A 26,090-nucleotide genomic window follows, 5' to 3' on the forward strand; every position below is an offset into this window, starting at 1 on the left:
GTGAAACACGCCGTTTTTGTTTCGGGGGAGGGCGACGTGACGGTGAATCGAGTGTGGGGATAAGTGCCGGAGCAACCAGCGGAAGCACTGTGACGAGAGTGCGGGCTCATCGCGTCGGGTTGCACAGGGAATGAGCGTTGACGGTGGTCGGTCGCCACAGGGGATAAGTGCCGGGCGATTGACCGGAAATACTGTGATGTCACGGTGATGTCGGTTCACGAGCCGCTACCGGGTCCTCGGTTTTGCACAGCTTGGCGATGTGCGGTGAGGTCGCGCCAGCGCCGCCAAGGCCGGCTAGGCGGCACAGCTCGGCCGATCGGCCGAAAAAAACCGGCTAAATGAACGGTCCCTACCATTCGGACGGCCTTCGGGTGAAAAGCGAACCCGCTATAATTCGGCCCATACATTTCTCAGATAGGTTCGTGCGCAGTCCTGCGCGCGGAATCCACCATGCTTTTTCCCACAGAATTTGACGTCATCGTCGTCGGCGGCGGGCACGCCGGCACGGAGGCCGCGTTGGCATCGGCCCGTATGGGTGCGAAGACGCTGCTGCTGACCCATAACATCGAAACGCTCGGGCAGATGAGCTGCAATCCGTCGATCGGCGGTATTGGCAAGGGCCATCTGGTCAAGGAAGTCGATGCGCTCGGCGGCGCGATGGCCGCTGCGACGGACGAGAGCGGTATTCAGTTCCGGATCCTGAATTCGTCGAAAGGCCCGGCCGTGCGCGCGACGCGTGCGCAGGCCGACCGTATCCTGTACAAGGCTGCGATCCGCCATCGGCTCGAGAACCAGCCGAACCTGTGGCTGTTCCAGCAGGCCGTCGACGATCTGATGGTCGAAGGCGACCGCGTGGTGGGCGCCGTCACGCAGATCGGCATCCGCTTCCGCGCACGTGCGGTGGTGCTGACGGCGGGTACCTTCCTCGACGGCAAGATCCACGTCGGCCTGAACAATTACACGGGCGGTCGCGCGGGCGATCCGGCGGCCGTGTCGCTGTCGGCGCGTCTGAAGGAACTGAAGCTGCCGCAGGGCCGCCTGAAGACCGGTACGCCGCCGCGTATCGACGGCCGCTCGATCGACTTTTCGAAGCTGGACGAGCAGCCGGGCGACCTCGATCCGATCCCGGTGTTCTCGTTCCTGGGCCGTGCGGAGCAACATCCGCAGCAGTTGCCGTGCTGGGTCACGCATACGAACGAGCGCACGCACGACATCATTCGCGGCGGCCTCGACCGGTCGCCCATGTATACAGGCGTGATCGAAGGTGTCGGCCCGCGTTACTGCCCGTCGATCGAGGACAAGATCCACCGGTTCGCGTCGAAGGAATCGCACCAGATCTTCCTCGAGCCGGAAGGGCTGACGACCAACGAGTTCTATCCGAACGGGATTTCGACGAGCCTGCCGTTCGATGTGCAGCTCGAACTCGTGCACTCGATGCGCGGCCTCGAGAATGCGCACATCCTGCGCCCCGGCTATGCGATCGAATACGACTACTTCGACCCGCGCGCGCTGAAGGCATCGCTCGAGACGAAGGCGATCAACGGGCTGTTCTTTGCGGGCCAGATCAACGGCACGACGGGCTATGAAGAAGCGGCCGCTCAAGGCCTGCTGGCCGGTCTGAACGCAGGCCGTTACGTGCAGGAGAAGGACGCATGGTGCCCGCGTCGCGACCAGGCGTACCTTGGCGTGCTGGTCGACGACCTCGTCACGCGTGGCGTGGCCGAGCCGTACCGGATGTTCACGAGCCGTGCGGAGTATCGTCTGAGCCTGCGTGAAGACAATGCGGACATGCGCCTGACCGAGATCGGCCGCGAGCTGGGGCTGGTCGACGATGTGCGCTGGGATGCATTCAGCCGGAAGCGCGACGCTGTTTCACGTGAAACCGAACGACTGAAGTCGACATGGGTAACGCCGAAGACGCTGCCGCCGGAAGAGGCGACCGCGCTGCTCGGCAAGGCGATCGATCACGAGTACAGCCTCGCGGAGCTGCTGCGTCGCCCGGGTATCAGCTACGACGGCGTGTGCGGCCTGAAGGGCGGCGAATGCGGTCCGGCGGAGCCGTTGGCCGACGATCCGGTGCTGCTCGAGCAGATCAAGGAGCAGGTCGAGATCGGTATCAAATATCAGGGCTATATCGAACGCCAGGCGAGCGAGATCGAGCGCAACGATGCGAACGAGAACACGCGCCTGCCGGACGGTATCGACTATCGCGAGGTGCGCGGCCTGTCGTTCGAAGTGAGCCAGAAGCTCAACGAGTTCCGGCCGGAAACGATCGGCCAGGCATCGCGGATCTCGGGCGTCACGCCGGCTGCGATCTCGCTGCTGATGGTGCACCTGAAGCGCCGTGGCCTCGGCCGTCGTAATGGCACTGCCGCAGAGGCGACCGAGCAGGGGGACGGCACCGTCCCGACGCAACAATGACGGCGCGTCGCGCGCCGGCGGTTAATCGGGACGTACTTGAACAAATGCTCGTCGACGGCACGGCCGCGCTCGACATCGCATTGACGGATACACAACGCAACCAGCTGCTCGATTACGTCGCGCTGCTCGGCAAGTGGAACGCGGTCTACAACCTGACCGCGATCCGCGACCCGAAGCAGATGCTGATCCAGCACATTCTTGATTCACTCTCCATCGTTCCGCATCTGCGCGACCGTGCATCGGCGCGCGTGCTCGACGTGGGTTCGGGCGGCGGGTTGCCCGGTATCGTGCTGGCGATCGTCCGGCCGGACTGGCAAGTGACGCTGAACGATATCGTGCAGAAGAAGTCTGCATTCCAGACTCAGATGCGTGCGGAGCTGAAGCTCGCGAACCTGTCGGTCGTCACCGGGCGGGTCGAATCGCTGCAGCCGGGTGTCGAAGTGCCGGAAAAATTCGACATGATCGTATCCCGCGCCTTCGCGGATCTATCCGACTTCGTTAAACTTGCTCGACATCTCGTCGCGCCCGGCGGATCGATCTGGGCGATGAAGGGTGTCCACCCGGACGACGAAATTGCACGGCTGCCGGAAGGCAGTCGCGTAAAGCAGACGATGCGGCTGGCGGTACCGATGCTCGATGCCGAACGGCATCTGATCGAGGTCACCGTCGACGAGGCGAATTGAAGGCGCGCGGTAGCGCGCTGTTTGTTTGAAGGTAAAGGGAACACACCAACGATGGCAAAGATCTTCTGCGTTGCGAACCAGAAGGGGGGCGTCGGCAAGACGACGACATCGGTCAATCTCGCCGCAAGCCTTGCAGCGCAGGAGCAACGAGTCCTGCTGATCGATCTCGACCCGCAGGGCAACGCGACGATGGGTAGCGGGATCGACAAGGCCGCCTGCGAGTCGACTGTGTACGAAGTGCTGGTTGACGGCGTCTCGGTGACGGACGCACGCGTGCGTCCGGAGGGTGTCACGTACGACGTGCTGCCGGCCAACCGCGAGCTGTCGGGTGCCGAGATCGAACTGATCAGCATCGACAACCGCGAGCGTCGGTTGAAGGCCGCGCTCGAGCATGTGGCCGACGACTACGACTTCGTGCTGATCGATTGCCCGCCGACGCTGTCGCTGCTGACGCTGAACGGGCTGTGCGCGGCGCATGGCGTCGTGATCCCGATGCAGTGCGAGTACTTCGCGCTGGAAGGGTTGTCGGATCTCGTCAACACGATCAAGCAGGTCCACGCGAACATGAACCGCGACCTGAAGATCATCGGCTTGTTGCGCGTGATGTTCGATCCGCGCATCACGCTGCAGCAGCAAGTCTCCGATCAACTGAAAGCGCACTTCGGCGACAAGGTGTTCGACGCGGTGATTCCGCGCAACGTGCGCCTCGCGGAAGCGCCGAGTTACGGGTTGCCGGGCGTCGTGTTCGACCGCAATTCGCGCGGTGCGCAGGCGTATCTCCAGTTCGGTGCCGAGATGATCGATCGCGTGCGCGCGTTCGAGGTGTCGTGATCCGGACATGAGCGAAGCGAGGAAGAAAGACATGAACGCGGTACCAAAGAAGAAGGGCTTGGGACGTGGCCTCGAAGCGCTGCTCGGCGGCAGTGCGGACATCACCGAAGCGGTGAAGATCGAAGGGGCACCGAACACGCTCGCGCTCGGCAAGCTGCAGGCCGGCAAGTACCAGCCGCGGACGCGGATGGACGAAGGCAGCCTGCAGGAGCTGGCGGCCAGCATTCGCGCGCAAGGCGTGATGCAGCCGATCCTGGTACGACCCATTTCATCTGACAAATACGAGATCATCGCAGGCGAGCGGCGTTTCCGCGCGGCACGCCTGGCTGGCCTCGACGAAGTGCCGGTGCTCGTGAAGGACGTGTCCGATCAGGCAGCCGCGGCGATGGCGCTGATCGAGAACATCCAGCGCGAGGACCTGAACCCGCTGGAAGAGGCGCACGGCATCCAGCGTTTGCTCGACGAGTTCGGTTTCACGCACGAACAGGCGGCCGAATCGGTCGGCCGTTCGCGCAGCGCGGTATCGAACCTGCTGCGCCTGCTGAACCTTGCTTCGCCGGTGCAGACGATGCTGCTGGCCGGCGATCTCGACATGGGGCACGCGCGAGCGCTGCTCGCGGTCGACGCCGCGACGCAGATCACGCTCGCGCATCAGGTCGTGAACAAGCGCATGTCGGTGCGCGAGACCGAGAAGCTGGTCGCGCACACGACGAAGGAAGCGCCGGCGGTGAAGGCGCGTGCGAAGGATGACGGCGGCCGCGACACGCGCCGTCTCGAGGAGGAGTTGTCCGACCTGCTCGCGTCGACGGTGAAGATCAAGCTCGGCCGCCGCGGGCGAGGGCAGGTGCTGATCGACTTCGGCAACCTCGACGCGCTCGAGGGCATTCTCGCGCGCCTTCGCGGCAACGTCGCGACGGAAGAGTAACGAGGTGCGATTGACGGAGAACATGGGCGCGGCAGCGCCGCGCCGATGGCTCGGATGGCTGATGCAGGAGCCGGTGCTGGCGGTACTGGCGCTTGCACTGATTATTCTTCAATGGTTGCGTCCGCAACCAATTGCCACATTGGCCGGTCTCGTCGACTGGCAGACCGTCGCGACGCTCGCGGGTCTGCTGATGCTGACCAAGGCGCTCGAGCTGTCCGGGTGCCTGATGTGGCTCGCGCATCGCATCGTGCATCACGTGCATTCCGAGCGCGGGCTGGCGATGCTGCTCGTCGTGTTCGCGGCGGCGCTCGCGATGTGGCTCACCAACGATGTCGCGCTGTTCGTCGTCGTGCCGCTGATGGTGTCGCTGCGCCTGCTGACGCCGCTGCCTTTCCGGCGGCTCGTGATCGTGGTCGCGCTGGCCGTCAATGCGGGGTCCGTCGCGACACCGCTCGGCAATCCCCAGAACCTGTTCCTGTGGCAATTGAGCGGCGTGTCGTTCGGCCGCTTCGTCGTCACGCTCGGGCCGCTCGCGCTGGCGCTGATGGCGCTGCTGCTCGTGCTGACGGCGTGTGCGTTTCGCGCGAAGCCGCTCGATCTGTCGGGAGACGTTCAGGCCGTCCCCGTCCAGCGCCTGCATGCGTTGCTCGCGGCGGTGCTGTTCGGTGCGTTCGTGCTGCTCGCCGACGCGCACCATCCCGTGCCGGGCCTGATCGCCGTCGTGATCGCGCTGCTGGTGGCGAGACGTGATGCAGTCCTGAAGATCGACTGGCTGCTGCTGCTGATTTTCGTGCTGATGTTCGTCGTGCTGCGCAGCGCGGCCGCGCTGCCCGTCGTGCACGACGCGATCGCGCGGACTCACCTCGATTCGCCGCTGCGCGTGTTCGCGGCAGGCGCGGTGCTGTCACAGGGCATCAGCAACGTGCCGGCGGCGATCCTGCTGTCGGAATTCACGCACGACTGGCGGGCGCTCGCGTTCGGCGTATCGGTCGGCGGTTTCGGTTTCGCGATCGGTTCGCTCGCGAACCTGATCGCGGTGCGTCTCGCGAAGGAGCCGCGCATGTGGCTGCCGTTTCACCTCGTGTCGATCCCGTTCGCGCTCGTGAGCGCGGCATTGGGTGCATGGTTGCTCGTGCGCGGTTAAGCGATGCGGCGGCCTGCGGTGCAGGCGCGCTGCAAGCTTGGCGGGGTGGGGCACAGCATTCGCAGTGGGTGAGAAGCCGGGGCTGTTGATAAGTGCGGCGATCCACAGTCGATCGACTGTGGCGGCACAACAACTGATTGCAGGCATCGACGCGCTCGCGTGCGAGCGTATTTCACGCATCGCGCTCGTCGCGGTGGTCACAGTATTTCCTCTCCTTCGCATCGCTGCGCCCGATCATTTTCCGTGATCGCGTCACAGCAGAATTCCTGCTGCAAACGCGTCGCGCCGGTGTCGCCCGCACCAGGCGTCGATGCCACGTCATTGCCTCGTCGCCGGACTTTTTCGGGCAAGAAATACCCGTGCAAAAAAGCGACCTTACAACTGTCATCGTACGTCGTGGATTCGCGCGTTTTTCACATGATGAGGCGTCGTTTTACGCAGGTTTTTGTCGCGTCTAAAGCCTTGAATCACTTGCAACTATCGCTTACAATCGCCCGGATTTGTTAGCTAGGCACCCCTGAAAGCTTTCGGAAAGCAGGGGCCGGGTTCAAGGATTTTGCGGAAGATTGCGATGGCGGGTCAGGCGCCGAACGACGGGCACGATGATCACCGAGCGCAACGCACCGCTTCAGCGGCCGGCGAGCGGCGCGAGTCCGACGACGACTGGGATGCCGAGCAGCAAGATAACAACATCGTTCCGCTCACGCGGACGGAAGCCGAGAGGTTGTTCGGTCCGGACGTGAGCAAGCCGTCGCGCGTGACCCCCTACAAGGTGGTGATCGCGCAGGTGGTCTTGTCCCTGGTTGCAACGCTGGCGTGGTGGCTGTTTTCAAAGTCGCCGGGCGCCGCTGCGCAATCCGCGTTTCTGGGCGGGGCGATCGGCTGGGTGCCAAGCGCGTTGTTCGTGGCACGACTGAAGGCAGGTGGCTCGGCCACCGTGATGAGCTGGGTGATGGGCGAAGCCCTGAAGCTCGGCGTGACGATCGGGATGTTCGCCGCAGTGGCGTACGGCTACGCCGGCGTGCACTGGCCGGCACTCCTCGTCACCTACCTCGTCGTGCTGAAGACGTACTGGATCGCGCTGGCCTGGCGGTAAGCAACAAGCAGCGTGCGGTTTCGACAACGAATCGCACCGGCCCGTTCCCGCAATCGCGGCAATAGCGTATTGCGGAACGGGGCAAAACGATTTTCGACAATTTGGGTGGCATTAACGATATGGCAGCTAGCGAAGGCACGCGCGGTCCGGATCCGTCCGAGTACATTGCGCACCACTTGCAGAATTTCTCCACCTCGCATCAGACGTCGATTTTCGACATCCACGTCTGGAACCTCGACACGCTGTTCTGGTCGATCGTGTGCGGCATCGTGACGATCCTCCTGCTGCGTCTGGCCGCCCGCAAGGCGACGTCGGGCGTGCCGGGCCGTTTCCAGTGCGCGATCGAGATGCTCGTCGAAATGGTCGAGGATCAATCGAAGGCCATCGTCCACGGCAACCGCACCTTCATCGCTCCGCTCGCCCTCACGGTGTTCGTGTGGGTCGCGCTGATGAACTCCCTCGACTTCCTCCCCGTCGACCTGCCGGGCCGCGTGATCGGCCTGCTCGGTCTGTCGGACGTGATTTCCCACCATCGCATCGTCCCGACGGCCGACCTGAACGGCACGCTCGGCATCGCGCTCGGCGTGTTCGTCCTGATGATCTACTACAGCATCAAGATCAAGGGCGCGGGCGGCTTCGTGCATGAGCTGCTGTCGGCCCCGTTCGGTGCCCACCCGCTGCTGTGGATCCCTAACCTCGCGCTCAACATCGTCGAATATCTCGCGAAGACCGTCTCCCTCGGCATGCGGCTGTTCGGCAACATGTACGCGGGTGAGCTGTTGTTCCTGTTGATCGCCCTGCTCGGCAGCATGTGGAGCTTCGGTGGCGACGCAACGTTCCTCGGCTTCGTTGGTCACGTGATCGCGGGTAGCGTCTGGGCAATCTTCCACATCCTGATTGTTCTGTTGCAGGCATTCATCTTCATGATGCTGACGCTGGTGTATCTCGGCCAAGCGCACGACAAGCACTAAGCGCGGCGTGCAAAAAAGAGTTTCCGTTTTAGTTTTTTAAATCTCAGTTCCAAGTCTTTTCACAAAGGAGTGATCATGCAAGCTTACATCGCCAACATCCAGGGTCTGACCGCCATCGGTATCGGCATCATCATCGGCCTGGGTGCAATCGGCGCCTGTATCGGTATCGCGCTGATGGGTGGCAAGTACATCGAAGCCTGCGCACGTCAGCCGGAACTCATCAACCCGCTGCAAACGAAGATGTTCCTGCTGGCCGGCCTGATCGACGCTGCATTCCTGATCGGCGTTGGTGTCGCAATGCTGTTCGCGTTCGCGAACCCGCTCCTGTCGAAGCTCGTCGCAGGCTAAGGTTCCTCGGAAATATGCGACCGGCGTGAGCCGGCGCAGGGCGGAACGGAGACTTGGGGCGCTGATCGAATGCAACTCGATGAGCGCCTTACCGTTTCATTTTTCCGGAATAGCAGATAAGGAAACACCGTGAATCTCAACGCAACTCTGTTTGCGCAAATGGTCGTGTTCCTGGTCCTCGCGTGGTTCACGATGAAGTTCGTGTGGCCGCCGTTGATCAACGCCCTCGACGAACGTTCGAAGAAGATCGCCGACGGCCTCGCAGCCGCGGAGAAGGGCAAGGCGGAACTCGACGCAGCGCACAAGCGCGTGGACCAGGAACTCGCGCAGGCCCGCAACGACGGCCAGCAGCGCATCGCCGACGCTGAAAAGCGTGCCCAGGCGGTCGCCGAGGAAATCAAGGCCAACGCCCAGGCTGAAGCCGCCCGCATCGTCGCCCAGGCGAAAGCGGAAGCAGAACAGCAAATCGTGAAGGCGCGCGAAGCGCTGCGTGGCGAAGTCGCCGCGCTGGCCGTGAAGGGCGCCGAGCAGATCCTGAAGCGCGAAGTCGATCAAACGGCCCACGCCCAACTGCTGAATCAACTGAAAGCCGAGCTCTGATCATGGCCGAACTTGCAACCATCGCCCGCCCTTACGCAGAAGCGCTGTTCCGCGTGGCCGAGGGAGGTGACATCGCCGCCTGGTCCACGCTCGTGCAAGAGCTGGCCCAGGTTGCGCGTCTGCCGGAAGTGCTGTCGGTCGCGTCGAGCCCGAAGGTGACGCGCACGCAAGTAGCCGAGTTGCTGCTTGCTGCGGTGAAGTCGCCGGTCGCGGCCGGCGCCGAAGCGAAGAACTTCGTGCAGATGCTGGTCGACAATCATCGCATCGCGCTGCTGCCGGAAATCGCCGAGCAGTTCGAGGCGCTCAAGAACGAACGTGAAGGTGCAGCCGACGCCGAGATCGTGAGCGCGTTCCCGCTGAACGGCGCGGATCTCGAAAGCCTCGTCTCTGGCCTCGAACGCAAGTTCAAGCGCAAGCTGAAGCCGACGGTCGAAGTCGATTCGTCGCTGATCGGCGGCGTGCGCGTGACGGTCGGCGACGAAGTGCTCGACACCTCGGTTCGCGCGCGCCTCGCATCGATGCAGGCTGCCTTGACCGCCTGAGCGCCACGCCGGCACGCAACAGAATTGACTATCAGGAGCGAATAATGCAACTCAATCCCTCTGAGATCAGCGAGCTGATCAAGAGCCGGATCCAGGGCCTTGAAGCGAGCGCAGACGTTCGCAACCAGGGCACCGTGATCTCCGTGACCGACGGTATCGTGCGTATCCACGGCCTGTCGGACGTGATGCAGGGCGAAATGCTCGAGTTTCCGGGCAACACGTTCGGCCTCGCGCTGAACCTCGAGCGCGACTCGGTCGGCGCGGTGATTCTCGGCGAATACGAACACATCTCGGAAGGCGACATCGTCAAGACGACGGGCCGCATTCTCGAAGTCCCGGTTGGTCCGGAACTCGTCGGCCGCGTGGTCGATGCGCTCGGCAACCCGATCGACGGCAAGGGCCCGGTCAACGCGAAGCTGACCGACGCGATCGAAAAGATCGCCCCGGGCGTGATCTGGCGTAAGTCGGTGTCGCAGCCGGTGCAGACGGGCATCAAGTCGATCGACGCGATGGTGCCGATCGGCCGTGGCCAGCGTGAGCTGATCATCGGCGACCGTCAGTGCGGCAAGACCGCCGTGGCGCTCGACGCGATCATCAACCAGAAGGGCAAGGACCTGATCTGTATCTACGTCGCGATCGGCCAGAAGGCTTCGTCGATCATGAACGTGGTTCGCAAGCTCGAAGAAACGGGCGCGATGGAATACACGATCGTCGTCGCCGCTTCGGCTTCGGATTCGGCAGCGATGCAGTACCTCGCGCCGTACGCCGGCTGCACGATGGGCGAATACTTCCGCGACCGCGGCCAAGACGCGCTGATCATCTATGACGACTTGACCAAGCAGGCTTGGGCATACCGTCAGATCTCGCTGCTGCTGCGCCGCCCGCCGGGCCGTGAAGCATACCCGGGCGACGTGTTCTATCTGCACTCGCGTCTGCTCGAGCGTGCTGCTCGCGTGTCGGAAGAGTACGTCGAGAAGTTCACGAACGGCGAAGTGAAGGGCAAGAGCGGCTCGCTGACGGCACTGCCGGTCATCGAAACGCAGGCTGGCGACGTGACCGCGTTCGTTCCGACGAACGTGATCTCGATTACCGACGGCCAGATCTTCCTGGAAACCGACCTGTTCAACGCAGGCATCCGCCCGGCAATCAACGCCGGCGTGTCGGTGTCGCGAGTCGGCGGCGCCGCTCAGACGAAGGTCGTGAAGAAGCTGTCGGGCGGTATCCGTACCGACCTCGCGCAGTACCGTGAACTGGCCGCATTCGCGCAGTTCGCATCGGACCTCGACGAAGCGACCCGCAAGCAGCTCGAGCGCGGCCGCCGCGTGACGGAACTGCTGAAGCAGCCGCAGTACCAGCCGCTGCAGGTCTGGGAACTGGCCGTGTCGCTGTACGCCGCGAACAACGGCTACCTCGACGATCTCGACGTCAAGCAAGTGCTGTCGTTCGAGAAGGGCCTGCGCGACAACCTGAAGACCAGCCACGCTGACCTCATCAAGCGCATCGAAGACACCAAGGATCTCTCGAAGGACGACGAAGGCGCACTGCGCTCGGCGATCGAATCCTTCAAGAAGTCCGGTGCCTATTGATCCGCGAGTGACACACTGAGGCCGCGCGGGTGCTGATGCGCCCGCGCCGCTTCGGTCAAGGAGCAAGCTATGGCTGGAATGAAGGAAATTCGCGGCAAGATCAAGAGCGTGCAGAACACGCGCAAGATCACGAAGGCGATGGAGATGGTGGCTGCATCGAAGATGCGTCGCGCGCAGGAACGCATGCGCGCCGCTCGTCCGTATGCAGACAAGGTCCGTGCCATCGCCGCGCACATGAGCCGTGCGAACCCGGAGTACCGCCACCCGTTCATGGTGGCAAACGACGGCGCGCAGACGGCCGGCATCATCCTCGTCACGACGGACAAGGGTCTTTGCGGCGGTCTGAACACCAACGTGCTGCGTGCGACGGTGCAGAAGTTCAAGGAGCTGGAAGAGAAGGGCCAGAAGGTCGAAGCCACCGCGATCGGCGGCAAGGGCCTCGGGTTCCTGAACCGCTTCGGCGCGAAGGTGATGTCGCAGGTCGTGCACCTCGGCGACACCCCGCATCTGGACAAGCTGATCGGCGCCGTGAAGACGCAGCTCGATCTGTACTCGGAAGGCAAGCTGTCGGCGGTCTATATCGCTTACACGCGCTTCGTCAACACGATGAAGCAGGAAGCCGTGATCGAGCAGCTGCTGCCGCTGTCGTCGGAACACTTCGAAGCCGATGACGGTACGCCGGCCACGTCGTGGGACTACATCTACGAGCCGGACGCGCAGGCAGTCGTCGACGAACTGCTCGTGCGTTACGTCGAGGCGCTGGTGTACCAGGCCGTCGCGGAGAACATGGCGTCCGAGCAATCGGCGCGGATGGTCGCGATGAAGGCCGCGTCCGACAACGCGAAGACGGTGATCAGCGAACTGCAGCTCGTGTACAACAAGAGCCGCCAGGCCGCGATTACGAAAGAACTGTCGGAGATCGTCGGCGGCGCAGCCGCTGTTTAAGCGCGCGCCACGGACGACAACTGCGCCCTTGCGCGAGTAAAGAATCAGGTATTTAAAGGAAAAGCGATGAGTACTGCTGCTTTGGTAGAAGGCAAGATCGTACAGTGCATCGGCGCCGTTATCGACGTGGAATTCCCGCGCGACAGCATGCCGAAGATCTACGACGCGCTCATTCTCGATGGCTCGGAACTGACGCTCGAAGTCCAGCAGCAGCTGGGCGACGGCGTGGTCCGTACCATCTGTCTGGGTGCATCCGACGGCCTGCGCCGCGGCCTGACCGTGAAGAACACGAGCAAGCCGATTTCGGTTCCGGTCGGCAAGCCGACCCTCGGTCGTATCATGGACGTGCTCGGCCGTCCGATCGACGAAGCCGGCCCGATCGAAAGCGAAACGACGCGTTCGATCCACCAGAAGGCTCCGGCGTTCGACGAACTGTCGCCGTCGACCGAACTGCTCGAAACGGGTATCAAGGTCATCGACCTGATCTGCCCGTTCGCGAAGGGCGGCAAGGTTGGCCTGTTCGGCGGTGCTGGCGTGGGCAAGACCGTCAACATGATGGAGCTCATCAACAACATCGCGAAGGAACACGGCGGTTACTCCGTGTTCGCGGGCGTGGGCGAGCGTACCCGTGAAGGGAACGACTTCTACCACGAAATGAAGGACTCGAACGTTCTCGACAAGGTCGCGCTGGTGTACGGCCAGATGAACGAGCCGCCGGGCAACCGTCTGCGCGTCGCGCTGACCGGCCTGACGATGGCCGAGCACTTCCGTGACGAAGGCCTCGACGTGCTGTTCTTCGTCGACAACATCTACCGTTTCACGCTGGCCGGTACCGAAGTGTCGGCACTGCTCGGCCGTATGCCGTCGGCAGTGGGCTATCAGCCGACGCTGGCTGAAGAAATGGGCAAGCTGCAAGAGCGCATCACGTCGACCAAGAAGGGCTCGATTACGTCGGTCCAGGCCGTGTACGTCCCTGCGGACGACTTGACCGACCCGTCGCCGGCAACCACCTTCGGCCACCTGGACGCAACCGTCGTTCTGTCGCGTGACATCGCTTCGCTGGGTATCTACCCGGCGGTCGACCCGCTGGACTCGACGTCGCGCCAGATCGACCCGAACGTGATCGGTGAAGAGCACTACTCGATCACCCGTCGCGTTCAGCAGACGCTGCAGCGCTACAAGGAACTGCGCGACATCATCGCGATTCTGGGCATGGACGAACTGTCGCCGGAAGACAAGCTGTCGGTCGCACGTGCGCGTAAGATCCAGCGTTTCCTGTCGCAGCCGTTCCACGTCGCTGAAGTGTTCACGGGCTCGCCGGGCAAGTACGTGCCGCTGAAGGAAACGATCCGTGGCTTCAAGATGATCGTCGACGGCGAGTGCGACCACCTGCCGGAACAGGCGTTCTACATGGTCGGCACGATCGACGAAGCCTTCGAAAAGGCCAAGAAGATCCAGTAACGGCTTGAGTGAGTCGCAAGCCGGCGTGTGCCGGCCGGAGCAATCAGTCAGCGATGACTTTGTTCCGGCTGCTCGCGCCGGCCGCAATACGCTCAACCCGTGGATGAGATTGGAGTCGATATGGCAACCATCAAAGTAGACGTCGTCAGCGCGGAAGAGCAGATCTTCTCGGGCGAGGCGAAATTCGTCGCGCTGCCGGGCGAAACGGGTGAGCTGGGCATTCTGCCGGGCCACACGCCGCTCATCACCCGGATTCGTCCGGGTGCGGTGCGCATCGAAGTCGAGGGCGGCAACGACGAATTCGTGTTCGTCGCAGGCGGCATTCTCGAAGTGCAGCCGGGCGCCGTGACGGTGCTCGCCGATACCGCGATCCGCGGCAAGGACCTCGACGCGGCGAAAGCCGAGGAAGCGCGCAAGCGTGCCGAGGAAACGCTGCAGAACGCGAAGTCGGACCTCGACCTCGCAAAGGCGCAATCCGAGCTCGCGACCGCGATGGCGCAGCTCGAAGCGATCCAGCGTCTGGCGAAGATCCGCAGCCGGCACTGAGCCGCGCGCGCGTATCCCGCGAAAGAAAGCAGCCTTCGGGCTGCTTTTTTTTCGCCCGTCGTTTTCGTCTGTTTTTTGCGGGCCGGATCGTATCGTCCGGTCGTGCTATTTCATCCGTCCGCCGCGATTTGATGTCAGAGTGTCGTCAGCAGAGCGCGGCATCATCCGGCAGAGGCAGTCCGCCGCGATCGTGGCGGAGCAGGCAGGCGCGCGAGCCGCGCGCCGGGCCGATCAGACAAAAACGGACGGAGACATCGATGGCAGCAGACCTTGGCAAGGGGGCGCTGATCGCGCCCGAAAACGGACTGTCGTACGTGCGCGGCGCGACCGACGTGCCGCTATCCGAAGCGACGATCAGCCGGTTCCTGCTCGACACGGCCGGCCGCTTTCCCGATCGTCCGGCCGTCGTATTTCGCGAACAGCAGGTGCGCTGGACCTGGCGCGAATTCGCACACGAGGTCGACGTGCTCGCGGCGGGCCTCGCCGCGCTCGGGATCGTGAAGGGCGACTGCGTCGGCATCTGGTCGCCGAACCGCAGCGAATGGCTGCTCACGCAGTTCGCGACCGCGCGCATCGGCGCGGTGCTCGTCAACATCAACCCGGCCTACCGGCTCGCGGAACTCGAATACGCGCTGAACAAGGTCGGCTGCAAGGCCGTGATCGCGGCCGAGCGCTTCAAGACGTCCGCGTACGTCGAGATGCTGCAGACCATCGCGCCTGAGCTCGCGAGCGCGACGCCGGGCGACCTGCATGCGGCGCGCGTACCGAGCCTGCGAACGATCGTTTCGATGGGCGAGGCGGCGCCGGCCGGCATGTTCCGCTTCGCGGACGTGATGGCGCGCGGCCGCGACACGCTCGATGTCGCTCGGCTCGACGCGATCGGCGCGACGCTCGTGGCCACCGAGCCGATCAACATCCAGTTCACGAGCGGCACGACCGGCAGCCCGAAGGGCGCGACGCTCACGCACCGCAACGTCGTCAACAACGCACGCTCGATCGCGGCGGCGATGCGCTTCACCGAACAGGATTCGCTCTGCATCCCGGTGCCGTTGTATCACTGCTTCGGGATGGTGCTGGCCGTGCTCGCGTGCGTGTCGAAGGGCGCGGCGATGGTGTTCCCCGGCGAGGCATTCGATCCGGTCGCGACGCTCGCGGCCGTGGCCGACGAACGCTGTACCGCGCTGCACGGCGTGCCGACGATGTTCATCGCGGAACTCGATCATCCGGACTTCGCGAAGTTCGACCTGTCGACGCTGCGCACCGGCATCATGGCCGGCTCGCCGTGCCCGATCGAGACGATGAAGCGCGTCGTGTCGCAGATGCATTTGCGCGAGATCACGATCGCGTACGGGATGACGGAGACGAGCCCCGTGTCGTTCCAGAGTTCGACCGACGATCCGCTCGAGAAGCGCACGACGACGGTCGGGCGCATCCAGCCGCACCTGGAGGTGAAGATCGTCGATCCGAACGGCGAGATCGTGCCGGTCGGCGCGACGGGCGAGCTGTGCACGAAGGGCTATTCGGTGATGCTCGGCTATTGGGACGACGACGCGAAGACGCGCGAGGTGCTGGTCGACGGCTGGATGCATACGGGCGACCTCGCGACGCTCGACGCGGACGGCTACTGCAATATCGTCGGTCGGCTGAAGGACATGGTGATCCGCGGTGGCGAGAACGTGTATCCGCGCGAGATCGAGGAATTCCTGTTCAGGCATCCGAAGATTCAGAGCGCGCAGGTGTTCGGCGTGCCCGATCCGAAATACGGCGAGGAGCTGTGCGCGTGGATCGTGCTGCGCGCGGACGAGCAGATGACCGAGGACGACGTGCGCGCGTTCTGCAGCGGCCAGATCGCGCACTACAAGATTCCGCGCTACATCCGCTTCGTCGACGAGCTGCCTATGACGGTGACGGGCAAGGTGCAGAAGTTCGTGATGCGCGACCGGATGATCGAGGAACTGAAGCTGAACGTGCAGAAGACCGCGTGAGAGGCCGGTTGGCCGGCGGCAGGAAAAACGCGGCGGCCTGCGGGCCGTTGCGTTTTCGATGGACGAAAAAAAGCGGGCTTATTAGCCCGCTAAAAACCACACGCTACGGGGTTAGCGCGAGGAGACCAAAGATGAAACCGGATCCGGCGGGGGGCCGGAAACGACTCCAACAGGGATGCCCCTCGGAAGGGCTTCGGTACGTGACCGACTGGCTCGCAGCGCTTCGCGTCCGCTCACACTTGGCACACGAGACCGCATCCGTGTTGAAACCGTTGAGGCCATTGTGGGCGAATTGCTCACCCCTCGCGGTAACAAAGTGTTTCAGGTTGTAACGCCCGCCAGATAAGGCTTTCCGGGATTTTTTGCTGTTTTCGGGGTCCTGAAAAAGGTCATATTTACCCATCTTTTCCGCAGAGTTTTCAGCGGTTGCACATAATGCGTTTTTCATGCGTATCAGCATCGGTGAATGGCCGATTTACACGCCCGAATGTGCATCGCGCGGCACATATCGCATATGACGATTCATTCGTCAGAAAGATTTTGAAACGTGATCGGCGCGCGCGGTAGTCGGCTATTCGGCCAATTTTCGCGATTTTACGTCTTCAGCCCCCTGCGCCGTGTGTAACGGGGGGCGGCGGACGGCCATACTACCGCCCGCGCCCCGTTCGCCTGCTGCGATAGCGGGGGCGTGTCTGCTATCGGCCGCCGTTGCCGCCCGCGATCGTGCTTACTTCAGCCACTTGTCGGCGATCGCCTGGTATTCGCCGGTCGACAGCGCGAGGTGCAGCCACTGGTCGACATACTGCTGGAACACGACGTCGCCGCGCGGCACCATGTACGCCTTTTCGCCGAACTGGAACGGCTTGTCCGGATGCACCGAGCACAGGCCCGGATTCAGCTTTTGCTGCAGCAGCGTCTCGGATGCGTCCGTCACCATGACGTCCGCCTTGCCCGCGATGATCTGCTTGAAGATCGTCACGTTGTCAGGGTAGACGGTCAGGTTCGCGTGCGTGAAGAACTGCTTCGCGAAGCGCTCGTTGGTGCCGCCCGGGTTCACGATCACGCGTGTCTCGGGTCGGTCGATCTGTGCGACGGTCTGGTACTTGTCGGCGTCCGCGCAGCGCACGATCGGCGTCTTGCCGTCGACCACGTACGGCTGCGTGAAGAACACGCGCTTCTGGCGCTCGAGCGTCGTCGATACGCCGCCCACCGCGATATCGCACTTCGCGACGAAGTCGCTGGTGAGGTTCGACCAGCTCGTCTTCACGAAGTCGGCCTTCACGCCGAGCGATTTCGCGAGCGACTCGGCCATGTCGATGTCGATGCCTTCGAAGCGGCTGTCGCTCCGGTAGTACGAATACGGCTTGTAGTCGCCCGTCGTGCACACGCGCAGCGTGCCGCGTGCGAGCACGTCGTCGAGCCGCGAGCCGGCCGCGGCCGCGGACGACGGTGCGGTCGTACCCTGCGCGTGCGTGGCGGCGCAGCAAAGCAGGGTGGCGGCGGCGAGTGCGGCGCGCGTGGCAAATGTCTTCATCGGTCTCCTCCGTGGATCGGTTCGATATCAGCGTCCGATCATAACGGAGCCATCGCGCGCGTCATATGGCCGCCATCGCATCGACATACGCAGCCGTGCGGCCCCGCTCCGGTAAAATGCCGCTTTGCCTTCGCATCGTCGCTCCTACCGTGGCCCATACCCTGCTCAACGACACCTTCCTGCGTGCGCTTCTGCGCGAGCCGACCGACTACACGCCGATCTGGCTGATGCGCCAGGCTGGCCGCTACCTGCCCGAGTACAACGCGACGCGCGCGCGCGCCGGCAGCTTCCTCGGCCTTGCGAAGAATCCCGATTACGCGACCGAAGTGACGCTGCAGCCGCTCGAGCGCTTCCCGCTCGACGCCGCGATCCTGTTCTCGGACATCCTGACGATTCCCGACGCGATGGGCCTCGGCCTCGACTTCCAGGTCGGCGAAGGGCCGAAGTTCGCGCATCCGGTGCGCACCGAGGCCGATGTCGCGAAGCTCGCGGTGCCCGACATCGAGGAAACGCTCGGCTACGTGACGGGCGCCGTGCGCGAGATTCGCCGCGCGCTGACCGACGGCCAGGGCCGCCAGCGCGTGCCGCTGATCGGCTTCTCGGGCAGCCCGTGGACGCTCGCGTGCTACATGGTCGAAGGCGGTGGGTCGGACGACTTCCGCACGGTGAAGTCGATGGCGTATTCGCGCCCCGACCTGATGCACCGCATCCTCGACGTGAACGCGCAGGCCGTGGCCGCGTACCTGAACGCGCAGATCGAAGCCGGCGCGCAGGCCGTGATGATCTTCGATACGTGGGGCGGCGCGCTGGCGGACGGCGCATACCAGCGCTTCTCGCTCGACTACATCCGCCGGGTGGTCGCGCAACTGAAGCGCGAGCACGACGGCGAGCGCGTGCCGGTGATCACGTTCACGAAGGGCGGCGGGCTGTGGCTCGAGGAAATCGCGGCGACCGGCGTCGACGCGGTCGGGCTCGACTGGACGGTCAACCTCGGCGCCGCACGCGAGCGTGTCGCGGGGCGCGTTGCGCTGCAGGGCAACCTCGACCCGACGATCCTGTTTGCGCCGCCGGCCGCGGTGCGCGAGCAGGCCCGCGCGGTACTCGACAGCTACGGCAATCATCCCGGCCACGTATTCAACCTCGGCCACGGCATCTCGCAGTTCACGTCGCCCGACCACGTCGCCGAACTCGTCGACGAAGTGCACACGCACAGCCGCAAGATTCGTAGCGGAGCGGCGGGCTGAGCGCAAGCGCTGTCATGCTGCGCTGCGGGATGACGGCGTTTCGCTGTCGGCGCTAAACAGGGCGCAACCCCGCCCCGGTTGCCGATCCATCGCTTGTCAAGACTTGACTTATGCACATTTTCCACGTTGCAGCGCGGTAGAGCCCTGCATCGGTCGAATTGTCTCGCTATGGTTGGGTAATTTGAATAGCAGCCTTATGGAATAAGGCTCCGCGGGGCGCGGCACACGGCGGCCGGAAACAGCGGAAAGCACGGCCCCGCGCGCTTTGCGGCGATTGGACGGGGAGTTCTCAACAAAGTTATCCACAGGCTGGTCAGGGTATACGGCGATTCCTAATGCGAATCCAAAACTTAGCGCCGAATCTGAAGTTTTACTTTAAGTCCGTCACCGTGATGCGGACTCGGATGCAAGTCGTCCGTGCGCTGTGCGCTGCCGCCGGAGCGCGGTGATGGACGGCACCTACCTGCGGGTCGCCCTCGACCATCCGCTCGCCACCCTGTTCGACTACCGCTGCGACGTCCAGCCGGCGCCCGAGCCAGGCACCCTGGTGCAGGTGCCGTTCGGCAAGCGGCAGGTCGTCGGCCTCGTCTGCGAAGTGACGACTCACACCGACGTGCCGCCGTCCCGCTTGCGGGCAATCGACGCGATCTGTACCGAGCTGCCGCCGCTGGCGCCGGACTGGCTTGCGCTCGTCTCCTTCGCGGCCGACTACTACCAGCGCGGTCGCGGTGAAGTCGCGCTGCCGGCGTTGCCGCAGGCGCTGCGCGACGCGGAGCGCTGGGGGCGGCTGCTGGCGCCCGAAGTGCGTCACCGGCTGACCGAAGCCGGCCGCGCGGCGCTCCCCGACGCACTGCCCGCGCGCGGGGCCGCGCTGCGGCGGCTCGCGCAGGCACTCGCCGACACCGATTCGCTGACGCTGCCCGATGCGCGCGCATTGCACCCGAAGGCGGCGGCCACGCTCGACGACTGGGCGGCGCGCGGCTGGGTCGCGATCGAGGAAATCGGCTGGGCCGACGCGCCTGTGCCCAAAGCTGTGGATAACCTGTCGACAACCGGTGGACGAACTGTGCCGCCGGCGCTCACCGACCAGCAGGTCGAGGCGCTCGACGCGATCCGCGCCGCGCAGGGCTTCGCGCCGTTCCTGCTGCATGGCGTGACCGGCAGCGGCAAGACCGAGGTGTATCTGCATGCGCTCGCCGCGCTGCTCGATGCGCGGCCCGACGCGCAGGCGCTCGTGCTCGTGCCCGAAATCAACCTGACGCCGCAGTTCGAGGCCGCGTTTCGCGCGCGCTTCGCAGGCACGCTCGCCGACGACGCGATCGTCACGCTGCACAGCGGGCTCGCCGAAGGCGAACGCGCGCGCAACTGGCTCGCCGCGCACACGGGCCGCGCGCGGATCGTGCTCGGCACGCGGCTCGCGGTGCTCGCGTCGCTGCCGACGCTCGCGCTGATCGTCGTCGACGAGGAGCACGAGCCCGCGTACAAGCAGCAGGAAGGGCTGCGCTATTCGGCGCGCGATCTCGCGGTGTGGCGCGCGAAGCATCTCGGCATTCCGGTCGTGCTCGGTTCGGCGACGCCGTCGCTCGAGACCTGGTGGCAGGCCGAGCAGGGGCGCTACACGCGGCTCACGCTGTCGCGCCGCGCGGTGGCCGACGCGACGCTGCCGACCGTGCGGCTGATCGATCTCGAAGAGGAGCGGCGGCGCGGGCGCGCGTCGATGGGCGGGCTGTCGGGGCCGCTCGTCGCGGCGCTGAAGGCGCGGCTCGAGCGCGGCGAGCAGAGCCTCGTGTTCCTGAACCGGCGCGGCTACGCACCGCAGCTTGCGTGCGACGCGTGTGGCTGGGTCGCCGGTTGCCCGCGCTGCAGCGCCTATGTCGTGCTGCACAAACCCGAGCACGCGTTGCGCTGCCATCACTGCGGCTGGGAAGCGCGCATTCCGCGTTCGTGCCCGGAATGCGGGAACGTCGACATCGCGCCGCTCGGGCGCGGCACGCAGCGCATCGAGGAGGCGCTCGCCGAGGCCGTGCCGGGCGCACGGATCCTGCGGATCGACGCGGACAGCACGCGGCGCAAGGGCAGTGCGCAGGCGCTGTTCTCGGATGTCCACGCCGGTGAAGTCGACATCCTGGTCGGCACGCAGATGATCGCGAAGGGGCACGACTTCCAGCGCGTGTCGCTCGTCGGCGTGCTCAATGCCGACACCGCGCTGTTCTCGCACGACTTCCGCGCGAGCGAGCGGCTGTTCGCGCAGCTGATGCAGGTGAGCGGCCGCGCGGGGCGCGCGGGGCTGCCGGGCGAGGTGCTGGTGCAGACGCGTTATCCGCGTCACGCGCTGTATCACGCGCTCGGCCGGCAGGATTACGTCGGCTTCGCGAATTCGACGCTCGGCGAGCGCCGCGACGCGCACCTGCCGCCGTTCGTCTACCAGGCGCTGCTGCGCGCCGAAGGGCGCACGCTCGACGCGGCGCTCGCGTTCCTGCTGCAGGCCGCGGCCGCGTTGCCGGGGCTGCCGGGTGCCGATCGCGTGACCGTGTACGACGCGGTGCCGATGACGATCGTGAAGGTCGCGAACGTCCACCGCGCGCAGCTGCTGCTCGAAAGCGCGTCGCGGGCCGCGCTGCAGCACGCGCTGCGCGCATGGCAGCCGGAACTGCGCGCGCTGAAGGGCGTGCTGCGGTGGAGCGTCGAGGTCGATCCGCTCGATATATGAGCGGCGCGGCGGCGGTCGTCGTGCCGCGCGCCGCTTCCTCGGTACCGAGCTGCCGAGCTGCCGAGCCGCCGAGCCGCCGAGCCGCCGAGCCGCCGAGCCGCCGAGCCGCCGAGCCGCCGAGCCGCCGAGCCACCGACCCGCCGACCCGCCGACCCGCCGACCCGCCGACCCGCCGACCCGCCGACCCGCCAACCCGCCAACCCGCCAACCCACCAACCCCGCCGCCCGCACCGAGCGGCATGCGATCCCCGCCGGGCGCGTTCCATACCTACCTGCGGTACCTGCCGACCCGGCCAGTGCAACCCGTCTTTCCCCTCCGCCGCGCACACCGAAGGTTGCCCACGCGCACCAACTCGCCCTCGATCAGGGAAAACACCGATCCGCCCACCACGGGCAACCCCTAGGTTGCGACCTTATAAGTGGCTGATTATATTGAGTAACTTCGAGGTGCAACCAATCTCTTAATTCGGTTGCACCTTTTTATTGCGTGCCGTAGGATTTCGCGCATCCTCTCACACCACATTGCCGGGCTCGCACCGGCGCACGAACCCACCATGGCAAGCACGACTCTTGGCGTCAAAGTCGACGACCTTCTCCGCTCGCGCCTGAAAGACGCGGCAGCGCGTCTCGAGCGCACTCCCCACTGGCTGATCAAGCAGGCGATCTTCGCGTACCTCGAGCGGATCGAGCACGGCCAGCTGCCGCCCGAACTGTCGGGCAGCAGCGGCGTGACGGAGCTCGCCGACGGCCAGACGCCGGACGGTGACGACGACAACTCGCCGCATCCGTTCCTCGAGTTCGCCCAGAACGTGCAGCCGCAATCGGTGCTGCGCGCGGCGATCACGGCCGCGTATCGCCGCCCCGAACCGGAATGCGTGCCGTTCCTGCTCGGCCAGGCGCGCCTGCCGGCGAACCTGCAGGCCGACGTGCAGACGCTCGCGACGCAGCTCGTCGAGGCGCTGCGCGAGAAGAGCTCGGGCGGCGGCGTCGAAGGGCTGATCCACGAGTTTTCGCTGTCGAGCCAGGAAGGCGTCGCGCTGATGTGTCTGGCCGAAGCGCTGTTGCGGATCCCCGATCGCGCGACCCGCGATGCGCTGATTCGCGACAAGATCAGCAAGGGCGACTGGCGTTCGCACGTCGGCCACGCGCCGTCGCTGTTCGTGAACGCGGCGACCTGGGGGCTGATGATCACCGGCAAGCTCGTGACGACCAACAGCGAAGCGGGCCTCTCGTCGGCGCTCACGCGCCTGATCGGCCGTGGCGGCGAGCCGCTGATCCGCAAGGGCGTCGACATGGCGATGCGCCTGATGGGCGAGCAGTTCGTCACCGGCGAGACGATTTCCGAGGCGCTGGCCAACAGCCGCAAGTACGAAGCGCGCGGCTTCCGCTACTCGTACGACATGCTCGGCGAAGCGGCGACGACGGAAGAGGACGCGCAGCGCTACTACGCGTCGTACGAACAGGCGATCCACGCGATCGGCAAGGCGGCCGGCGGCCGCGGCATCTACGAAGGCCCGGGCATCTCGATCAAGCTGTCGGCGCTGCACGCGCGCTACTCGCGCTCGCAGCAGGACCGCACGATGAGCGAGCTGCTGCCGCGCGTGCGTGCGCTCGCGCTGCTCGCGCGCCGCTACGACATCGGCCTGAACATCGACGCGGAAGAAGCCGACCGTCTCGAGCTGTCGCTCGACCTGCTGGAAGCGCTGTGCTTCGATCCGGAACTCGCGGGCTGGAACGGCATCGGCTTCGTCGTGCAGGGTTACCAGAAGCGTTGCCCGTTCGTGATCGACTACCTGATCGACCTCGCGCGCCGCAGCCGTCACCGCCTGATGATCCGCCTCGTCAAGGGCGCGTACTGGGACACCGAAATCAAGCGCGCGCAGGTCGACGGCCTCGAAGGCTATCCGGTCTACACGCGCAAGATCTACACGGACGTGTCGTATCTCGCGTGCGCGAAGAAACTGCTCGCGGCACCCGACGCCGTCTACCCGCAGTTCGCGACGCACAACGCATACACGCTGGCCGCGATCTATCACCTGGCGGGCCAGAACTACTACCCGGGCCAGTACGAATTCCAGTGCCTGCACGGGATGGGCGAACCGCTGTACGAGGAAGTCACGGGCCGCGACAAGCTGAACCGTCCGTGCCGCGTGTATGCGCCGGTCGGCACGCACGAAACGCTGCTCGCGTACCTGGTGCGCCGCCTGCTGGAAAACGGCGCGAACACGTCGTTCGTGAACCGCATCGCGGATAAAACCGTGTCGGTGAAGGAACTGGTCGCCGATCCGGTCGACGAGGCGTCGAAGGTCGTGCCGCTCGGCGCGCCGCACGCGAAGATTCCGCTGCCGCGCCACCTGTACGGCGACGAGCGTCCCAACTCGATGGGCCTCGACCTGTCGAACGAACACCGTCTCGCGTCGCTGTCGTCCGCGTTGCTGGCGAGCGCGCACCATCCGTGGCGCGCGGCGCCGATGCTCGCCGACGACGCGCTCGCCGACGCCCCGGCGCGCGACGTGCGCAACCCGGCCGACCAGCGCGACATCGTCGGCACGGTCAGCGAGGCGACGGCCGAACACGTGAGCGCGGCGCTCGCGCACGCAGTCGCCGCCGCACCGATCTGGCAGGCGACGCCGGTCGATGCGCGTGCCGACTGCCTGGTGCGCGCGGCCGACCTGCTCGAAGCGCAGATGCACACGCTGATGGGCCTGATCGTGCGCGAAGCCGGCAAGTCGCTGCCGAACGCGATCGCCGAAATCCGCGAAGCGGTCGACTTCCTGCGCTACTACGCGGCGCAGATCCGCGACGAATTCTCGAACGACACGCACCGTCCGCTCGGCCCCGTGGTCTGCATCAGCCCGTGGAACTTCCCGCTCGCGATCTTCATGGGGCAGGTCGCCGCCGCGCTCGCGGCCGGCAACACGGTGCTCGCGAAGCCGGCCGAGCAGACGCCGCTGATCGCGGCCCAGGCCGTGCGCCTGCTGCGCGAGGCCGGCGTGCCGGCCGGCGCGGTGCAGCTGCTGCCGGGCACCGGCGAGACCGTCGGTGCGGCGCTGGTCGCCGATCCGCGCACGCGCGCGGTGATGTTCACCGGCTCGACCGAAGTCGCGCGCCTGATCAACAAGACGCTGTCCGCGCGCCTCGACCCGGACGGCAAGCCGATTCCGCTGATCGCGGAAACGGGCGGCCAGAACGCGATGATCGTCGATTCGTCGGCGCTCGCGGAGCAGGTCGTCGCGGACGTGATGCAGTCGTCGTTCGACTCGGCCGGTCAACGGTGTTCGGCGCTGCGCGTTCTGTGTCTGCAGGACGATGTCGCGGATCGCACGCTGACGATGCTCAAGGGCGCGATGCACGAGCTGGCGCTCGGCAACCCGGACCGCTTGTCGACCGACGTCGGCCCGGTGATCGACGCCGAAGCGAAGCAGACGATCGACACGCACGTCGCGACGATGAAGGACAAGGGCCACACCGTCACGCAGCTGCCGTCGCCGGAAGCCTGCGCGCACGGCACGTTCGTGCCGCCGACGCTGATCGAGATCGGCAGCATCGACGAGCTGAAGCGCGAAGTGTTCGGCCCCGTGTTGCACGTCGTGCGCTATCGCCGCAGCCAGCTCGACAAGCTGCTCGAGCAGATCCGCGCGACGGGTTACGGCCTGACGCTCGGCATCCACACGCGGATCGACGAGACGATCGCGCACGTGATCTCGAACGCGCACGTCGGCAACATCTACGTGAACCGCAACGTGATCGGCGCGGTGGTCGGCGTGCAGCCGTTCGGCGGCGAAGGGCTGTCGGGCACGGGTCCGAAGGCCGGCGGCGCGCTGTACCTGCAGCGCCTGCTCGCGACGCGTCCGTCGGGCCTGCCGCGTTCGCTCGCGCAGACGCTGATCGCGGACGGCGCGGTCGATGGCGAACAGCGCAGCAACCCGGCGACGGCGCTGACCGCGCTGCGCGACTGGCTGATCGAGCAGCGCGAACCGGCGCTGGCCGCCCGCTGCGACGGCTACCTGGCGCAGGTGCCGGCCGGTGCGACCGCGGTGCTGACCGGCCCGACCGGCGAGCGAAACACGTATACACTCGGCCCGCGCGGCACGGTGCTGTGTGTCGCGGCAACGCCGAGCGGTGCGCGCGCGCAGTTCGCGGCGGTGCTGGCGACCGGCAACCGCGCGCTGTTCGCCGGTGCCGCGGGCGAGGCGCTGGTGGCCGCGTTGCCGGCTGCGCTGAAGGCGCATGCGGCCGTGCGCAAGCAGGCCGACGCGCCGTTCGACGCGGTGCTGTTCGAAGGCGACAGCGACGAGCTGCAGACGCTCGTGAAGGACGTCGCGCAGCGGCCGGGCCCGATCGTGTCGGTGCAGGGCGTGTCGGCGGGCGCGTTCGAGAACGGCGACGCGGAAGACTACGCGCTCGAGCGCCTGCTGACCGAGCGCTCGGTGAGCGTGAATACGGCCGCGGCGGGCGGCAATGCGAATTTGATGACGATCGGCTGACCATCCTTGCCGTTCGGATCAATCAAAGGAA

At 65.4% G+C, this 26,090-nt stretch carries 20 protein-coding genes; 19 read left to right on the forward strand and 1 reads right to left on the reverse strand.

Annotated elements, in window-relative coordinates; all coding sequences use genetic code 11:
- Positions 1–450: 450 nt before the first annotated feature.
- The 16 genes from mnmG (at position 451) to DIE17_RS07005 (ending at position 16,084) form a co-directional block, all read left to right on the forward strand.
- Positions 451–2,421 carry a tRNA uridine-5-carboxymethylaminomethyl(34) synthesis enzyme MnmG gene (gene mnmG, locus DIE17_RS06930; protein ID WP_044845232.1) on the forward strand — a complete coding sequence of 657 codons (1,971 nt, stop codon included), beginning with the start codon at positions 451–453 and terminating at the stop codon, positions 2,419–2,421.
- The gene (gene rsmG / locus DIE17_RS06935) at positions 2,418–3,104 is read left to right on the forward strand and encodes a 16S rRNA (guanine(527)-N(7))-methyltransferase RsmG (protein WP_124486820.1); all 687 of its coding nucleotides are present in this window, start codon (positions 2,418–2,420) and stop codon (positions 3,102–3,104) included. Before mnmG ends, rsmG begins: the two co-directional genes overlap by 4 nt.
- Before the next feature lie 51 nt (positions 3,105–3,155).
- A complete protein-coding gene (locus DIE17_RS06940) occupies positions 3,156–3,935 on the forward strand; it encodes a ParA family protein (protein WP_044845234.1) in 780 nt (259 codons plus the stop codon).
- Positions 3,936–3,966: 31 nt separating this feature from the next.
- Positions 3,967–4,860: a ParB/RepB/Spo0J family partition protein gene (locus tag DIE17_RS06945; RefSeq protein WP_006482728.1), complete on the forward strand. Its 894-nt coding sequence runs from the start codon at positions 3,967–3,969 to the stop codon at positions 4,858–4,860.
- Positions 4,861–4,882: 22 nt separating this feature from the next.
- Positions 4,883–6,004: an SLC13 family permease gene (locus tag DIE17_RS06950; RefSeq protein ID WP_124520511.1), complete on the forward strand. Its 1,122-nt coding sequence runs from the start codon at positions 4,883–4,885 to the stop codon at positions 6,002–6,004.
- Positions 6,005–6,068: 64 nt separating this feature from the next.
- On the forward strand, positions 6,069–6,251 hold the full coding sequence (locus DIE17_RS06955; protein WP_124486821.1) for a hypothetical protein: 183 nt from the start codon (positions 6,069–6,071) through the stop codon (positions 6,249–6,251).
- 324 nt (positions 6,252–6,575) lie between these two features.
- A complete protein-coding gene (locus DIE17_RS06960; protein WP_124486822.1) occupies positions 6,576–7,100 on the forward strand; it encodes an ATP synthase subunit I in 525 nt (174 codons plus the stop codon).
- 119 nt (positions 7,101–7,219) lie between these two features.
- Positions 7,220–8,071 (forward strand): F0F1 ATP synthase subunit A, encoded by an 852-nt coding sequence (gene atpB, locus DIE17_RS06965; RefSeq protein WP_039351439.1) that lies wholly within the window; start codon positions 7,220–7,222, stop codon positions 8,069–8,071.
- Between the two features lie 75 nt (positions 8,072–8,146).
- Positions 8,147–8,419 (forward strand): F0F1 ATP synthase subunit C, encoded by a 273-nt coding sequence (atpE, locus tag DIE17_RS06970; RefSeq protein ID WP_021160442.1) that lies wholly within the window; start codon positions 8,147–8,149, stop codon positions 8,417–8,419.
- A 129-nt stretch (positions 8,420–8,548) separates the two neighbouring features.
- A complete protein-coding gene (locus DIE17_RS06975) occupies positions 8,549–9,019 on the forward strand; it encodes a F0F1 ATP synthase subunit B (protein ID WP_006477283.1) in 471 nt (156 codons plus the stop codon).
- A gap of 2 nt (positions 9,020–9,021) precedes the next feature.
- The gene (locus DIE17_RS06980) at positions 9,022–9,561 is read left to right on the forward strand and encodes a F0F1 ATP synthase subunit delta (protein WP_014895498.1); all 540 of its coding nucleotides are present in this window, start codon (positions 9,022–9,024) and stop codon (positions 9,559–9,561) included.
- Between the two features lie 44 nt (positions 9,562–9,605).
- Positions 9,606–11,147: a F0F1 ATP synthase subunit alpha gene (gene atpA / locus DIE17_RS06985; RefSeq protein WP_014895499.1), complete on the forward strand. Its 1,542-nt coding sequence runs from the start codon at positions 9,606–9,608 to the stop codon at positions 11,145–11,147.
- A gap of 69 nt (positions 11,148–11,216) precedes the next feature.
- Complete coding sequence (gene atpG / locus DIE17_RS06990; RefSeq protein ID WP_034209645.1) at positions 11,217–12,092, forward strand: F0F1 ATP synthase subunit gamma; 876 nt, start codon at positions 11,217–11,219, stop codon at positions 12,090–12,092.
- Between the two features lie 66 nt (positions 12,093–12,158).
- Complete coding sequence (atpD, locus tag DIE17_RS06995; RefSeq protein ID WP_044845237.1) at positions 12,159–13,553, forward strand: F0F1 ATP synthase subunit beta; 1,395 nt, start codon at positions 12,159–12,161, stop codon at positions 13,551–13,553.
- 120 nt (positions 13,554–13,673) lie between these two features.
- Positions 13,674–14,099 (forward strand): F0F1 ATP synthase subunit epsilon, encoded by a 426-nt coding sequence (locus tag DIE17_RS07000; RefSeq protein WP_006477288.1) that lies wholly within the window; start codon positions 13,674–13,676, stop codon positions 14,097–14,099.
- Positions 14,100–14,356: 257 nt separating this feature from the next.
- Positions 14,357–16,084, forward strand: a complete 1,728-nt coding sequence (locus tag DIE17_RS07005) for an AMP-binding protein (protein ID WP_124520447.1) — start codon at positions 14,357–14,359, stop codon at positions 16,082–16,084.
- 727 nt (positions 16,085–16,811) lie between these two features.
- Here DIE17_RS07005 and DIE17_RS07015 read toward each other — a convergent pair.
- Positions 16,812–17,618 carry a transporter substrate-binding domain-containing protein gene (locus tag DIE17_RS07015; protein WP_124520448.1) on the reverse strand — a complete coding sequence of 269 codons (807 nt, stop codon included), beginning with the start codon at positions 17,616–17,618 and terminating at the stop codon, positions 16,812–16,814.
- A gap of 149 nt (positions 17,619–17,767) precedes the next feature.
- Between DIE17_RS07015 and hemE the strand changes: the two genes are divergently transcribed.
- The 3 genes from hemE (at position 17,768) to putA (ending at position 26,059) form a co-directional block, all read left to right on the forward strand.
- Positions 17,768–18,862, forward strand: coding sequence for a uroporphyrinogen decarboxylase (gene hemE / locus DIE17_RS07020; protein ID WP_311766328.1), 1,095 nt, complete (start codon positions 17,768–17,770; stop codon positions 18,860–18,862).
- A gap of 448 nt (positions 18,863–19,310) precedes the next feature.
- The gene (locus DIE17_RS07025; RefSeq protein ID WP_124486826.1) at positions 19,311–21,572 is read left to right on the forward strand and encodes a primosomal protein N'; all 2,262 of its coding nucleotides are present in this window, start codon (positions 19,311–19,313) and stop codon (positions 21,570–21,572) included.
- Between the two features lie 554 nt (positions 21,573–22,126).
- Entirely contained in the window at positions 22,127–26,059 is a 3,933-nt protein-coding gene (gene putA / locus DIE17_RS07035; protein ID WP_044849064.1) for a trifunctional transcriptional regulator/proline dehydrogenase/L-glutamate gamma-semialdehyde dehydrogenase, read from the forward strand.
- Positions 26,060–26,090: the final 31 nt, after the last annotated feature.

The organism is Burkholderia sp. Bp9099, assembly GCF_003857805.1.
Classification (GTDB): domain Bacteria; phylum Pseudomonadota; class Gammaproteobacteria; order Burkholderiales; family Burkholderiaceae; genus Burkholderia.